A 15,082-nucleotide genomic window follows, 5' to 3' on the forward strand; every position below is an offset into this window, starting at 1 on the left:
ATCAGGCCTTCGGCGGGCTTTTAATCGTGGCCGTGACGCGGTTCTGTTTCAGGTCAACCACCGAAATACTGAGGTCTTTATTCAGCACCCACGCGCGGGCACTGTCTTTACTGAAAACGATGGCCTGACGGGGCGCATCCAGTCCGGTAACAGTGGCGACCACCTTACCGGCGGCGGTATCAATAACGGAGAGGCTGTTGTCACCCAGGTTGCCGCTGTAAACATAGCGGTTATCCGGTGTCAGGGCGGCACCGTAAGGGTCCTGCCCCACGGGAATGGTTGCCGTAATGGCGCGCTTCTGCGTGTCAACCACTGCGATGGTGTTGCTCCCGCTGTTAGCCGCGTAAAGCGTGCGGCCGTCGGCGCTGACAGAAATGGCGCGCAGCTTGCTGAAGCCGGTTATCTCGCCGCGAATCTCACCCGTTACGGCGTCAACGAGGGTGATTTTATCGCCCTTAAAGTTGGTGACGTAGACGGTTTTGCCGTCCGGGCTGATTTTGATGCCCTGACGGGGCTGAGCAAAACCCGTCACAACCGAAACGGGCCGGTTGTGGGTCAGGTCATACACCGAGAGTGTGCTGGCGGCTTCGTTATTCACATACAGACGCTGACCGTCACGGCTGATGGCTGTACCGAATGCCCCGGCCCCCAGCGGCAGCGTGGTCTCCACGTCAAGCGTCCCGGTGCTGATTTTTCTGACCACGCCGAGGCTGCTGTCTGAAAGATATACAGCCTTCCCGTCGGGGGAGAAAAGCGCATTGCGGGGCGTGACGTATCCCTTCAGCACCTTTCTGACTTTGCCGTTAACCAGGTCGTAAACCACCACGTCAGGGCGCTCACTGTAGGAGGCCACCGCCGTTTTTTCATCGGGACTGACAGCAAGAGAATTGTTGTGGATATCGCCGTCAAACGTCCAGCGCGCCTCTGCGGCACCGGCGAGGGTGCTGATGAGAAGAAGCGCCACCGCGGTCAGTCCCGGGATCCTGTATTTTTTTATCATCATTTTTCCTGCATAGGGGGTGGTAAGGGATAAGACTCATTGCCCGCTTAAGGGCTTCAGAAGAAGCGTGGCAGATAACCCCCTCTCAGGGAAATCGATTTTCCGGCTATGTCTTACCAGTTCACTTCTTTATGCTCTGAGCGGAGGTAAACTGCAGCAATTTAAGGCTGAATAAGTGGGGCTCTGGATTTCAGTCCATGAGGAATAGTTGCTCATTTTTTTTGTTTAAATTGCATTCCACATAAATGGCGATATGAGCAGCCGCATGATGGCCATCCTGGGCGAAATGGCCGCGGGACAGGAAGTCTATTCCATTGATGAATCTTTCTTGGACGTCACCGGGATTGGCAGTCTCATCCCGTTTGAAAAGTTCGGACAGGAGATGCGCGAGCGTATCCGGCGGGAAACCGGACTGATTATCGGCGTAGGATTCGGCCCAACGAAAACGCTGGCCAAACTGGCTAATCATGCCTCGAAGAAGTGGACGCAGACAAAGGGTGTGGTAGACCTGTCCAGCCGGACCCGCCAGCGAAAACTACTCCACCTGACCGACGTCAGTGATATCTGGGGTATTGGGCCGCGCATTACTAAGCGCATGTACCAGCTGGGGATCACCACTGCTCTGCAGCTGGCTGACAGCAATATCAGCATGATACGGAAAAATTTTGACGTTATCGTTGAGCGTACTACTCGCGAGCTTAATGGTGAGTCCTGCATTGCACTTGAAGATGCCCCGGCGCCAAAGCAGCACATCCTAAACTCACGATCATTTGGCGAAAGAGTCACAAAACTGGAAGACATGCAGCAGGCAATCGTACTGTATGCCACACGTGCGGCGGAGAAACTCAGGGAGCAGAATTCACGCTGCCGGCATATCAGTGTCTTCATCGCCACCGCTCGCCATGGAAATGAACCGCAATATTCGAATACCGCTTCGCGCATCTGCGATTATCCGACGAACGATACGCGCGACATTATTGAGTCAGCGCTTCGCGGAGTCAGCACCATCTGGCGTGATGGATTCCGGTACGCTAAAGCCGGCGTCATGTTGGGTGATTTCTATAAATCAGGTGTGGCTCAGTTCGACATGTTCAGCGAGCAGCAGCCACGCGCGAACGCTGATGCGCTGATGGCAGCGCTGGACGGTATCAATCGATCCGGGAAAGGAAAGGTCTTTTTCGCGGGGCAGGGAGAACGCGACAGTTTATGGCAGATGAAGCGTGAAATGTTGTCGCCGCGCTACACTACACGGTTAAAGGATGTTCCATTAGTAAAATAATTATTTTCATACTTGGTAAGGGAATAAAAAGGCTTCTTAGAGTAATGCCGATAGCTTAAGGATCGGTTGACCGATCCGGTGGCTGATGCAAAAGGGTTCCATGTTCATTATGGAACCCTTTTAAATAGGACTGTCACAGGCCCGGAGCACTATCAATCTTACCTCACCCGGCTAAGTGCACTGCCTTACTGATCTTTTTTCTCCTGAACTTATTCAGCATGCCTTTTCTCTCAACGATATCTTGAAGCTGCGTAAGCCTCAACTCTCCCCTTGAGTTTATTGTATGGCTGATTATGGGCATGGCTTTTTTAAACAATAAGCCGCTGTCACATATCTTCAACCTGATGGATATTGCTGACCGGTTCTGCATGAGCGCCGGAGTGCAGCTTTATTACTGTGTTGCTCTGAAAGCAGAGTATGAATATATATAGTTGAAAAATATCGCAGTTAATCCAGAACCGAGTGCGAGCAACCATGGGACTTCCGGTTTATGAATAAATGGAACCGATTGAGGCAGAATATTAAAAATTACCAGGAACGTGCCGTAAGCCCAGAGTTTGCTACCAACCACAAAAGAAAATAATAAAGATAGTAAAAATTCAGTGCATACTTTGCCTCTTAGGCTGATTTTTTTCTTACGGAATAAGATTGCGATTGGAATAAGAATTAAAAAGAATATAACTGCAAAGATAATGCCGCTTGTTATATCAATTGCGTTATACAGTAGCCACTCCACCAACGGTGGCACCTCAGTATCAGCTGAGAATCTTCCTGAGCGAACTTTGTAAGCAAACCAAACAGCGGCTATGGCAATAACCAGCTGGACGCCTAAGGACAGACAAATCCATTTGTGGAACATAGCTGGTTGTTTTCGTACCGGTGGAACCAATACATTAGTCATTTCCTTTCCTTTATTGGTAAAAAAAACTTATGTATTTTCGCCTATAAAAAGGAAATGTCTAGCAAATGATATGCAGTTTAGCAAAAAAGATACGCCGAAAAATGCGAAGCCTTATGTAAAGCCGGTAATAAGCATGGCGAACACTGCTAACCGCAGTTGCGGATGGTATGTCTGATGGAACAGAGCAGTCATCTGCAGCGTGCCAGTGTAAGGGACACTACGGCGTCAGTGAAAAGCGCTTGGGCGGATGGTTTGCAGAGCATGCACCGGATAATAGCGTGACGCTGTGTGGCCAGGGCTTCTGACAATGGGGCTGCTACATGACTAGCACTAGGCGGGAAAGAAAATATGAAACAGGAGTCAGGCAAAAAAACAAAATACTCCTTTAAAAACAATGCCGACCACTTTAAGTGACCGGCATTAGTATCTGAGAGCCTTTTTTATTTGAGCGGATTACCAAATTTCCGCAAATACTCCTGCCCAAATTTATAGGACGCAAAATCATTCAGATGACCAACGTCACGATAGACCGGAGTACCGTCAAGTGCAGTAATGCAATAGCCGTTTTCGCACTGGACTTTCTTAGGGTCTATGACAATCAGTGTTGGGAACTCTTTCTGCAGCTGGTCAAAGAGCGGCAGCGTCCATTCATTTTCAGGGCTCTGCGGGTTCTGGTTATCACACTCACTCTGGCGATAGGGCTCCCTGAAGATGACATGATGACGAATACATTTCTGATAGTTGACGGGCATAGGGGCTACGGTCCTTATAATCACCGGACGTGCTCCTGATGAGACTATTGCATTCAGGGACTGCCGTATGGCTTTATTAAAGCGATCCTTAGTAAGTGCATCGGAGCGTTCATCGCCAGGATTATTGATGAGGTGTGGTCCGCTTACATACCACTCCCATACCTGACCCAGAAGGACGTAGTCATAGTGATTTTTAGCGATTAATTCATAATATTTAGCGGTATTTTCATGACACTTATCAAACGTCTGGTTCCGGAATGACCACCAGTCATAGAGGTATGTATCCGGGAGTGCTAAACACAGCGCTGTACTTAACGCAGTCATGCGGATTTGAGCGTCCTGCGCGAGCACATCGAAGAACCCCCAGAAGTGGTTTGAGTGAGAATCGCCGATCAGCAGGGCTGTTTTCTGACCTTTAAGGTCCCCGAACATGCATTTTTCCGCATTCTGAGATCCATCCAGACAGCCCGGTCGGTGTCCGGCCTGAGCTAACCCGGCACTAATATTGTGAGCCACTTGGTCGTATGTAGCGCCGAATCGTTCAGGCATGCCGTCACGGTTCTCAGCATATTTGAACGCAGCGTTGAAGATAACGATTGGGACGATGATTAGCAGGGGAATCGTATATTTCAGAGACCAGCGCAACCGTCGGCATGGCTGTTCCACGAGGTAATAACTAATCAGCGATAGCAGTACCGTCAGAATCAGGCATAAAAGAAGCGTGGAGCCAGCCAGGTTGTAACCCAGGTAACGGGTTATGGCCAGAACGGGCCAGTGCCAGAGATATAACGAATAAGATATCCTGCCCGTGAATGCGACGGGTGAAAGGCTTAGTAACTTAGATGCAATGCTGTTCCTGTACGTTCCGGTAAACATGAGTAAGGCTGAAGCAGTGACACCCAGCAATGCATAGAGGTTTGGATAGAACCCGATAACGTCAGGGTGAATCGCGATATAAAGCAACAGGGCAAGCGATAAAAGGCCTGTACTGTTTAAGACAGCTGAAGTGACCGAGCGAACGTAGCGCGTCAGAAAAAATGCAGTCCCCCCCACCATGAATTCGAATATACGGGTAAGCAGTGAGTAATAAGCTGCATCGGCCTCCCGGCTGGCCATAATCAGCGCCAGAGCAGCTGCCAGCGGCGTTAGGATAAGCCAGATTGCAGCAAGTGCATTTGCCGGGTTACTGATCACCTTCTGAATCGACTTAAGACGTAAGATGGCACCTGACAGTAAAATGCTCAGCGGGAGAAACAGATACCACTGCCACTCAATTGCCAGAGACCAGGTATGGAGTAAAGGGAACAGATCGGCTGCAGGAGAAGCATACGCAGCACTCTGACGTGCAAAGAACTGATTTGAAAGCAGTAAAGCGTTGTAGTAACTACTGTGCAGGTATGCCAGAAAATCATCAGGCAGATACAAATAAAACGTTGCTATAAGCGTAGCCAGGGACATCATGATAAAAGCAGGCTGTATACGCCAGAGACGGTGCACGAAGAAGTTCGCCAGACTGAAGATACCCTTCTCTCTTTGTTTTACAATGATTCCTGTTATCAAAAAACCAGAAATCGCAAAGAAAATATCGACCCCTATAAATCCGGATGCTATCTGACTAATTCCGGCATGGAAAAGAATGACAAGAACGACAGCTAATGCTCTGAGGCCATCAATGTCTTTACGATAGGTATCTGTGAGGATTTTATTTGGCATGAAGCGCACTATGTAAGGAAAAAGAAAGGGTATAGTATATTATTTGTAAGGGAAAAATAAAAGTGAATGGCTTGATTTTTCCTGTTTTAATTAACTGTTATTCAGTAAATAAATTCGGCTTTATATGCTAGGAATGATTTTTTGTTTGTATATTAAAGAGGAGTGAAAAGATCATGAATGGCGCTTCAGGTTTAATATTGCGGGGTTTTATTTAGAGCTTTGACAAAGTCAATAATTATAATTTAAGAGCATAGAATCTATGAAAACTGAACTGGATATTTCGATAGCAAATCTCTCTCATACGTTTTGGGCTTGGATGGAAAACAGTGATTTAATGGACCTACAAGGCGTCATAGTGATTGTCAGCCTGTATGTTGCGGGACTATGTATGCTTGGTCATGCACTTTGTCCAACGCGCAAAACTCATTAAGGGTCAGTTGCGGCCTGTTACAGCCGCAAGAAGAGCACCCGGTTAATCTTTATAGATTTTTGATTACACCATAAAGATGGTTGGTAAAGGGCTTAGTGACTTCATGTGGCCAGCGTGGGGGATCCGTCTGAAGAGTTCCCAGTGTGCGCATCCCTTTATGCTGTTCGGCTTTACGTTCGCAGTACTCATCATCGGTGTATCCCATCGTCTCTACCACTACGGCATGTTCCCGGCCATCCGGCATTTTGGCCTGAAGAATAAAATCCGGCAGCACAAAGCCTTTCTCCCCCTCCACCTCTACCTCAATATCAAACAGGGGTTTAATGAGGGTGAGTACGTCTGCTCCGCCTTTAAGCCAGCTGGCCACTTCAGCAATACCTTTCATCGTCTGCCTCTCAAGGTCACTGTCTACCGGGACGGGACAGTTACGTCTGAATAGCGCGTGCGCATACCCTTCGCTGCATATCACGCTACCTTCAGCTGAGCGTTTGAAGGCCAGTATGACCCAGTAAGGCGGCCTCACGCCTTCCTGTGATTCCCCATTGATGCTGACACCCTTCTCCGGAGAAAACCTGCGTTCCCCATCTTTCCAGGTGAACGTAACATGTTCACGGCTGACCAGCTCCGACATAAATATCTGATAAAACACCCGGGCTTTTCCTGCCGGCCAGTTGGCATCCGTACGTTCCAGTTCAAGCATTAATTTTTCCTGGGCAAGTTCGCCCATGGTCGGCTGAAACCGTACGATTTCCGAAAGCCTGCGCCCGCGCACAAATTCCTGAGCATCTGCCGAGGCTGCGAGAGCGGCAAGCCATGTTCTGGGTGCCTGATTAGGCAGCGGGCTGATCGGGCTGAAAGTATTCAGCCCGGCATCTTCAATTAGCGTCAGAAGCAAACGTGCAACTCGTGGCCGGCGTTTTCGCCTGGTTCTATCCTGACCAGTAAATCCTGTGCTGCCTGGCGCCTTAATGGTCGTCTCTGACTCATCTTTGGGTAAAAACTCACGATAGTTTAATCGCTTACTCCCAGCGTTTTTACGGGTTCCTGAACCGGTAGTATCCTCGTCACCCTTAAAGACCCTATGCATGGGACAGGATTGATCATGACTATGACCAAACCCGGACAGAAACAACGTTTGGGTTTCATACCTCAGCTTGGCATTGTTCAGTGCTGGCGTATCGCCCCCCACGCAGCTGCAATGCAGCCAGAGTTCTTTCTGGCGCATTTCATGAATCACGTTCTCCGCCAGTGCACGTTCATGCGCGCTGCATACCTGCTTGCGGCCAAAGAAGTTCTTAACTGCGGTCTCTTCATCATCAGATAGCCAGCGTTTCAAGGCACCACGAGGAGCCTTCTTTTTGATAAGTTTCATGGACATATCGTTCTCCTTTTCCTTTTGAGAAGCAGGTTTTATCAGTAACTATAATTCCCTGTAGGGAATGTCAGATTTTCTAATGTCAAACCAGTATTTCTCATCGTCCAATTTTTTTGCTCTATGCTTGTTAAATATATCCAGAGATTGTTCTGTGATTATTTGATTTTCTACGGGGCCTATCTTTACGCCTGAAATGACTTCGGGTGATATATCAAGTTCGTAAAAAGGAATCAGAATATTATTTTTAACACGGAATCGGATTCTATCTGAGACTATCTCCTCGCTGATAACCAGTCTTTCTTCCTGCTCCTCAATAAAGGATGGATGCTTAAAAGTTGTAGCCAGCATACTTAATATCTCTTTTAATTCATCGTAGAGATGCAGATTTGCATCCAAGGGCTCATTAACCTGCCAAAAGAGACGTAATCCACTAATCAGGTTTGAATGTAATAATTCAAGTGCTCTTTCTATAGCGCCTTCTTTAGTGCACACATAATGACATTGGATAAATTCAATTTGTAAAAACTTTTTCTCTGAAGCCCATGATTTGACTTTTAATGAACTAACAAGTTGCCTTAGTTTCAAATAATCAAATTCGATGGCAAACATTCCATAACTTCGCCATTGACTTAGAGTATCAGATGAACGGCTAAATGACGCCACATAAAACATTTCGCTGGCATTTTCAAAATTTAATAGTTCTTCAAAAGCATCCTTGAACCAGTTTTGTATGACACTCATAAACTCTTTATCATATTCATACATTGAATGCTGTGTAAATGTCTCAAGCGAGGCTTCCTGGAGGATTTTTAGCCCCTGCAAGTATTCTGTTTTATCATTCAGAAAACGGATGTCTGTCAGCCGGATTTTATGCGTATCCAGTATTGAGTGAACGGCATTGAGGTCAGTGTAATGAAAAAGGTTCACGGTTTTCCTTAAATGATTTATCAGCGTTTTATAACACCATTTCGTAGCGGATCGTGGCGGCTTTCCGGCGGCCGTTTTCGGTCAGAGTAAATGCCAGGTTCAGGGACGGGTTTCGGTATTTCTCAACCAGACCATGCCGGTGCAGCGTATGCAGTGATGTGCGCAGATTAGTGTCATAAATGTCTTTGCTGGATGCGGAGTTGAGCAGTTTCAGCAGCTGCATGACAGGCAGTGGAGAATTATGACCCCGGGTTTCAAGTTCAGAGAGGACCAGAAGCACTTTTCTCTGAAGTTCAGAGATACGCATGGCGGTTTCCTTATTCATGTGTCACATGAATTATGCACGCTTGCACGACAAAGCACTATTCATGTTACACATGAATAGTGCTGTAAAGTACCTTATTTTTCAGTCACCCATTAATATGAACATTTCATCGGGTAACTATACCGGGCTTGCTTTCGCTAATCAGTATGGTTACTATATGTACTTGTTCCCGGTGGCCGCCGGAGAACAAGTACTAATAACCATTTGCATACTTACTTATCGATTTTAAGTACCCAGTATTTCAATACATTGCCGAGTTGTGTAGTGATTGCTTTCCCTGCACAACTCGCAGCCACCTTACTAACGGTTAATGGTAACCCCCAGGTACCGATAAACCATTTTGATAAGAATGTGATAAGTATTGGTTTCGCAAAGATTATCACAGCCAACATAACTACAGCCAAAACAGTTAAGGCAATAAGCCGGCCCGGTTTCTTTTCAGTTGCTGCTGTATACATAAGTCCTGCGAAGTTCCAGCATGTACTTAGTACATTTAAAACATCATGTTTTGTGTCTTCGATATTTATAGCCATATAAACCTTCCTTATTTAGTTTAACAAAGTTGAGTACTGCTTTATTTGAAATAGTCATATTTCATTTCCATGAAAAGTTAGTTTCTGCCTCAGGACCGTTGGTCCGTTGACTCGATACTTACCGGTACTGCTTTTATCTATCCACTCATACTTCACCCCGCTTATTCCATACATCGTTAATTTTTACGCCATTTTCCTTATGCCAGATTGCGGCAAGGGGATCCCCAGCTCCTGAGTGATCATTGATCGCGCAGGCGGAGAAAAACGGCAGGTTTTACAGAGTTCGGACTGAATGCTTATTTACAGGCAATAAAAAACCACCTGATAAGGTGGCTGAGGTCGTGCGAGGGATATAGATGCAGGGCAGGCTTAAGTCATAGCACTTAGCTTTCCGTCATTTATTCATTCATTCACGTTTTCTCAACCTTAGTGCTATTCAATACGGGGAGTGCTTTACGTAGCCTCGTGAGGCTTTGCATTCCACTCTGATAGAATCGAGTATATGTATTTCCCGGGTGCGAGTCAATTAATTATTCGAAAATAGTTGCAATTTATAAATTAATTTTCAGGCACTCAAATTTTAAACTATCCGCTCACTAGTTTAAAAGTATCCGAGTGGATTTTTTATTTATGCCTAAAGGTACTTTATTGTCCTTAATAAGGTAACTTTCTGATTAAAATCTTCGTCAGGGCAATACTTCTTCATATACCTGTTCAGTAAAAAAGGTTCAGTCCCCATATCCGCCACGATATTATCTGTCGCCTTAATCAATATTGAGATTATTTGTGATTCCATAAACATCATTATAGGATTCTGGATAGCAGATCAGCACGTACATTTTTCAGGTTTCTGCTCCCGACCCCTCTTCCCTTCCCTCTTCCCTGCTGGCATGTCTCTGCCCGGGCGCAGCCCTTTCCGTTTTCCGTGATAACCGGAAACCCGGCGTCAGGAGGCTATTCAGGGTCGGAACCACAACATACGGTGTCCGATCACCATCACGAGCCCCTTATCCTGGTATAAACGGATCCTTTCAGGATCCGCCCTCCCCGTCACCCGCCTGCTGTTTTGTTCCGTTTTGTGGTATATATCCGGAAGTCGGAAAATCCTGCAGGGTCGCTCAGCGGATTTTTCTGGTGGCCCGCGCCCGCCAGACAGGGGAAAATGGGCAGATTAGGAGCAGACGTCGCTGTGTGAATTCTGAGAACTCTGCAGGGGTAAATCCCGCCAGATTTTGCGTAGCGCTGTCATTTTTTTAGAGGGTTTATGTCGCTACCATCCGTTAATACTCAGGTCGCGCTGCCAGCTGTGCAGCCCGATTTTGGTCGTGCGCTCGCGCTGCGGTCCATGGCCGCTGCATATACCGAGCTGCCCCGCTACTTACTGGCACCTGAAGTCACCGGCCTGTTGCACCACATTCCGGACTGGACCCAGCATGCGCTGGTCAATACCTTATGGAACACCGGCGGACGGCTCAATGAAGTCCTGGCGCTGCGGCGGCGTGACTTCCGGCTTAACGATGCTATTCCTCACGTGATTATCCGTACCGCCAAGCAGCGGCGCGCCGGCAGCGGACGCCCAAGAAGAGGCACCAGCCCCAACCGCGTAGTGCCCCTTTCCGATGCGGCTTACGTTGATGAAATGCGCCGGCTGTTCGCCAGCGTCCGGGAAGAATTTGAGACCGACGGTGATACCGGTGAGCGCCGGGCCCTGCCGATCTGGACCGTCTCCGATCGCACGGTGAGGAACTGGATAAACCGGGCCATCGATGCAGCTGCCCGTGCTGGCGTGCGATTAAGCATTGAGGTCTCTCCGCATACTTTCCGTCACAGTTTCGCGATGCACATGCTCTATCATCACGTGCCGCCGAAGGTTCTGCAGTCGCTGCTGGGGCATGAGAAGTTTGAGTCAACAGAGGTTTACACGAAGGTATTTGCGCTTGATGTGGCTGCCAGTCATCAGGTTCGGTTCAGCCTTGACACTGAGTCATCACTGCAACTGCTACGCGTTCTGCCCCAAAATTCATAAAGGAATATCAGTATGCTCCCCACAACAAGCATTGTGATCAACGGCGTTGGAATTCATGAATTCAAAAACGGTTACGATCACTGGTTTTTCAGAACGTGTGACAGAAGCATCAAACCTTCAGAAGTTGATGAAGGCGTTTCGACTGAGCAGTTTATTGGATTCCGTACCAATGCTGCCACTATTCGAAGACGTATGACGGATGCAGGTTACAAAATAGAGTCATGCGAACACTACTTTGAGCACAGTAAAAATCTGTTTATCAGCTTTCTAGAGCGTGAGATTGAAAGAAAGTTGGATGAAAATGTCGATCGGTTGGTTGGCACTGGGGGCAGTCGTAATGCCAGGTATTACGCAAGATTTTATCAGCACTACCTCAGCGTAATCAGGGATTCGTCTTTAGCTGACTGGATTGCAGCTTTTCCTGAAGCTGGAAGGCTAAGTATTGGGGTGATCTTGAAAGTCTCTGAGGAACCCGAGTTTTGTAACATTAGCGATAATCCTTTGGTCAATGCGATGCTGAGCTATGTGCCTGTTAATCGTCAAGAACGTTTAATTGGCCAATTTAACTTTCCAGGATCAGACTGGCAGCAGTTTGCTGTAGCTTTCCTTGCATCATGTTCTGACGACGCGATCTGCGAACTAAACATCGCCAGGCTGATTAATGATGCTGACATCAAGAGTTTTCAGGAGTATGACGAGCTTCTTCGTAGGGAAACTGAGTTACATTGCAGTTGCCGGCAGTCGGTCCAAGAGATCAAGAGTCTGTCGGACTCTCAGCCTGGGAATACCTCACTTCAGCGCATGTGTTATGCCAGCCTCATTACTGTTATGGAGGCCTATCTGGGTGACATACTGAAACGCGAAATTTTCTCACGTCCTGCTGTTAAGAAATGTTTTGTAAAAAACTACGAACCTTTTAAGAAGCAGAAACTAACTTTTGCCGAGATTTATGAAAAGCTGGCAGACTTTGATTCGGAAATTAAAGACGCGCTAGATGGGTTGTCTTTACACAAAATAGAGACTGCCAAAATCATATTTAGTAATACTCTAAAAGCGACATTTCCGGATGATCAACTGGCCTTTCTTGGCGCAGCGGTACAAAGCCGGCATGACATTGTGCACCGTAATGGCAGGGATACGAATGGCGAGCTAATACCTATCTTACATAACGATGTAACGGAGTTAGCCCTACAGGTCGAACTATTTACCCGGGCGATCGATAAACAAATCCTCGATGGCCTAAAGAAGGACATTGATGCCGAGCTGGACTAAATTCAGGCAAGACTACTGCCTTTTATAGTTACTGTGCCCAGCATGACTGATCGTATTCCGCAGCTGTCTTCCTTGGACTACGCCAATGAAAATAAAGGAAAATATGCACGACGAATCTGATGAACAAGGCCAGCAGCTCACAGCCGAAACGGAGGCCCTAATCACCAACGGACTCGATTTTCTGAACAAGGCGCGAGAGGAACTTCAGGCGCGGCAGGCTAAATTTTCTGTTGTCAGCTTCTGGACTGCCGTAGAGATCTTGATGAAGGTTCCTCTGGTTCATGAGCACTGGACTTTGGCCTGCTCAGGAAAAAAAATGGAGCGCAAGAAATATCTGGCAGGCGATTTCCAGTCAGTGACCTATGACGAGGCCTGCGCTCGCTTGGGTGACGTGCTGGAAAAGCCGTTAAGCAAAAAGACAGCTGACCTTTTTAATAAAGTTAAAAATCATCGGAACCGTGTCGTCCACTTTTATCACAATGAGCTTAGCGAAGGAGACCAACGGCAAGTACTGACAGAGCAGGCGGATGCATGGTTCGCGCTGAACCGGCTGATGCGCGAGGACTGGTCATCCCTGTTTGGCTGGCAATTACGAGCGAAGCTGGCGACAGATGAAACGAGAATGCTACGCAGCAGTGAGTTTTATGCCGGGGCAAAGTTCCGCCATGAAAGTGTGCAGACGCTGATCGCCGCAGAGCTTAAGGCTAATCGTTCCGTTACTCGGTGTGTAATCTGTTGCCAGGATTCTGTTATTCACGTCCAGCCCGTCCAGTCCCTTCCCTATATGAGATTCTATGAGGAAAAGTGTTTTGTCTGTCATCGCAATGAGCCACATGTAGAAATCTTTTGTCCGAATTGTCAGCAATTAAACGTCATGCATGCGGACGGTGAAGGGTTTTGCTGCTCTCGCTGCGAATGTGAGCTCGAAAGATACGATGCTATTAACCCTGTAACCGTTACGAAGGACAACATGAATGGCCCTGTCCCTGCCGGATGCACGGACTGTGATGGATATGACACAGTGTGTGAATTTGGTGATCGATACCTGTGTACGGCTTGCCTGACGCTGCATGATTTGTTGGACGCATGTGATTACTGTAACTATTGCAGTTCATCCGTTCCTGACCTTAGCGCGGTATTTGGCTGTAACTTTTGCGATGGGAACAGAGAAACGTGGGATGATAACTAATTCTCGTTGCTAGACACTTAACATTTCGCATGCGAAATTAGGGCGCATTAAAGAATCAATATTGATTCCTTAATGCGGACTGGCATGCTCACTGTGTTTCCGGTTAGCGGAAAACATTAAGGCGAAAAACCAGACTCACAAGGATGCCAGAAAATTGTTACGTCTGACGTTATGGGACTTTGTGTGGGCGGAATTTTTATAAGCTTTATTCGTAAAAAGCCGTATAGCTACCGGTCTGACCGCGGACTTAGCTTCAGCCAAAATGCTTGGCATTGCGCTTATTTTCGCTTTAGTGGCGCCTAAAGGGTTTAAACGAAGAAATTTAGGGAGTCTACCAGTCAAAAAAATGCATCGCTCAAAATGCGTTTGAGGCTCTTAGGTGGCTATTGCTGACTAATAAATACGCGCCCGATCATAATAAGAAAAAAAAGTGTGATCCGGTTGACATGTTGCCAGGCCTTACAAGGCGTGGGCTAAGAAATTTCGCAAGAATTACAACCCCTCTATCCATCATTTTTTGCTCTTGTCAACTCGCCGTAAATCACTAATATCTATCCACATGTAGTTGAGTTGCTTCGCGAGCAACCACTATATGTAGTAATTGTTCGCAGGTTGGACGAGGTCAGGTTCTGCTGATGCAAAAAAAAAGGACCAGCTGGCAAAAGCTGATCCTCTTTCCGGAATGACAGAAGCGTGGCAACGCTTTCATCATTCCTCAGACTTCACTGAACATGTTGTCTGTACACTGTGTCGCAAAGAATAGCGAATCTGGCTCTTCCTGACAAGGTGGACTGTTAGTATTGGCACATAGATTAAACATTACCCGGCGCATCTCTGGCAGGATGCACGCAGCTTCACCGGGACAGAGCTGAACGTGTTGTCTGTACACTGTAATACCAGCAACACGGAAAAAAGCGCAGCGGGAAACCCAAGGCTGGCTGCGCCTTGCAATGTCCTTTAATGAAAGGAGGACGTTATGGAAGTGTTAATCACTACACTTAAGGCAATTCGTGTTGCCCTCAGCGTGATTATCTTTTTGATTGAAGTCATGCGCTGATAAAGCCCCCTGTTCCTTAAAGCGGACAGGGGGCTTTTTTATGTCAGGTGCCCTGAATTTCGTAAACCATGTTCACCATTCAATGCACATTTAAAGCCTGAGTCAGCGGATACAATCGACTAAAACTCACATGCAATGCCTATCATAAAGAATCATTATTGATTCTTTATGATAGGCCTGGCATACTGAGCTGGTCACCGGGTAGCCGGCTGACATTACGGCGAAACGCCAGACTCAATGGAGCATATCCCCTTCAGCCAATGAAGTACTCCAGTCAGCGACGAGCCATCACAAATATTTCGC

The 15,082-nt window shown here is 47.2% G+C and carries 11 protein-coding genes and 1 pseudogene; 5 read left to right on the forward strand and 7 right to left on the reverse strand.

Features of this window, described 5'->3' with window-relative positions:
* Position 1: 1 nt before the first annotated feature.
* Positions 2 to 1,000, reverse strand: coding sequence for a YncE family protein (locus AC6I8J_RS22435; RefSeq protein WP_085016771.1), 999 nt, complete (start codon positions 998 to 1,000; stop codon positions 2 to 4).
* Between the two features lie 253 nt (positions 1,001 to 1,253).
* Here AC6I8J_RS22435 and umuC point away from each other — a divergent pair, with 253 nt between their 5' ends.
* Positions 1,254 to 2,279, forward strand: a complete 1,026-nt coding sequence (gene umuC / locus AC6I8J_RS22440; protein ID WP_497825959.1) for a translesion error-prone DNA polymerase V subunit UmuC — start codon at positions 1,254 to 1,256, stop codon at positions 2,277 to 2,279.
* A 391-nt stretch (positions 2,280 to 2,670) separates the two neighbouring features.
* Here umuC and AC6I8J_RS22445 read toward each other — a convergent pair whose 3' ends face one another.
* Positions 2,671 to 3,180 carry a hypothetical protein gene (locus AC6I8J_RS22445; protein ID WP_495921568.1) on the reverse strand — a complete coding sequence of 170 codons (510 nt, stop codon included), beginning with the start codon at positions 3,178 to 3,180 and terminating at the stop codon, positions 2,671 to 2,673.
* Between the two features lie 96 nt (positions 3,181 to 3,276).
* Here AC6I8J_RS22445 and AC6I8J_RS22450 point away from each other — a divergent pair.
* Positions 3,277 to 3,505, forward strand: a pseudogene (locus tag AC6I8J_RS22450) (IS4 family transposase); the annotation flags it as partial.
* Positions 3,506 to 3,620: 115 nt separating this feature from the next.
* Here the strand turns inward: AC6I8J_RS22450 and AC6I8J_RS22455 are convergent.
* The 5 genes from AC6I8J_RS22455 to AC6I8J_RS22475 form a co-directional block, all read right to left on the reverse strand.
* Positions 3,621 to 5,645 carry an acyltransferase family protein gene (locus tag AC6I8J_RS22455; protein WP_497825960.1) on the reverse strand — a complete coding sequence of 675 codons (2,025 nt, stop codon included), beginning with the start codon at positions 5,643 to 5,645 and terminating at the stop codon, positions 3,621 to 3,623.
* A gap of 479 nt (positions 5,646 to 6,124) precedes the next feature.
* Positions 6,125 to 7,453 (reverse strand): DUF8534 domain-containing protein, encoded by a 1,329-nt coding sequence (locus tag AC6I8J_RS22460; RefSeq protein WP_497825961.1) that lies wholly within the window; start codon positions 7,451 to 7,453, stop codon positions 6,125 to 6,127.
* Positions 7,454 to 7,495: 42 nt separating this feature from the next.
* The gene (locus AC6I8J_RS22465; protein ID WP_497825962.1) at positions 7,496 to 8,377 is read right to left on the reverse strand and encodes a DUF2971 domain-containing protein; all 882 of its coding nucleotides are present in this window, start codon (positions 8,375 to 8,377) and stop codon (positions 7,496 to 7,498) included.
* 28 nt (positions 8,378 to 8,405) lie between these two features.
* Positions 8,406 to 8,702 carry a chromosome segregation protein ParM gene (locus AC6I8J_RS22470; protein WP_497825963.1) on the reverse strand — a complete coding sequence of 99 codons (297 nt, stop codon included), beginning with the start codon at positions 8,700 to 8,702 and terminating at the stop codon, positions 8,406 to 8,408.
* A 212-nt stretch (positions 8,703 to 8,914) separates the two neighbouring features.
* Positions 8,915 to 9,235 (reverse strand): hypothetical protein, encoded by a 321-nt coding sequence (locus AC6I8J_RS22475; protein WP_497825964.1) that lies wholly within the window; start codon positions 9,233 to 9,235, stop codon positions 8,915 to 8,917.
* A 1,264-nt stretch (positions 9,236 to 10,499) separates the two neighbouring features.
* Here AC6I8J_RS22475 and AC6I8J_RS22480 point away from each other — a divergent pair.
* The 3 genes from AC6I8J_RS22480 to AC6I8J_RS22490 all read left to right on the forward strand — a co-directional run bounded on the left by AC6I8J_RS22480 (position 10,500) and on the right by AC6I8J_RS22490 (position 13,722).
* The gene (locus AC6I8J_RS22480; protein WP_497825965.1) at positions 10,500 to 11,261 is read left to right on the forward strand and encodes a tyrosine-type recombinase/integrase; all 762 of its coding nucleotides are present in this window, start codon (positions 10,500 to 10,502) and stop codon (positions 11,259 to 11,261) included.
* A gap of 12 nt (positions 11,262 to 11,273) precedes the next feature.
* The gene (locus AC6I8J_RS22485) at positions 11,274 to 12,533 is read left to right on the forward strand and encodes a HEPN/Toprim-associated domain-containing protein (protein ID WP_497825966.1); all 1,260 of its coding nucleotides are present in this window, start codon (positions 11,274 to 11,276) and stop codon (positions 12,531 to 12,533) included.
* 103 nt (positions 12,534 to 12,636) lie between these two features.
* Positions 12,637 to 13,722: a hsdR gene (locus AC6I8J_RS22490; RefSeq protein WP_497825967.1), complete on the forward strand. Its 1,086-nt coding sequence runs from the start codon at positions 12,637 to 12,639 to the stop codon at positions 13,720 to 13,722.
* The last annotated feature ends 1,360 nt before the right edge of the window (positions 13,723 to 15,082 follow it).

This window comes from Pantoea sp. X-Soil-ISGK-355, assembly GCF_059730805.1.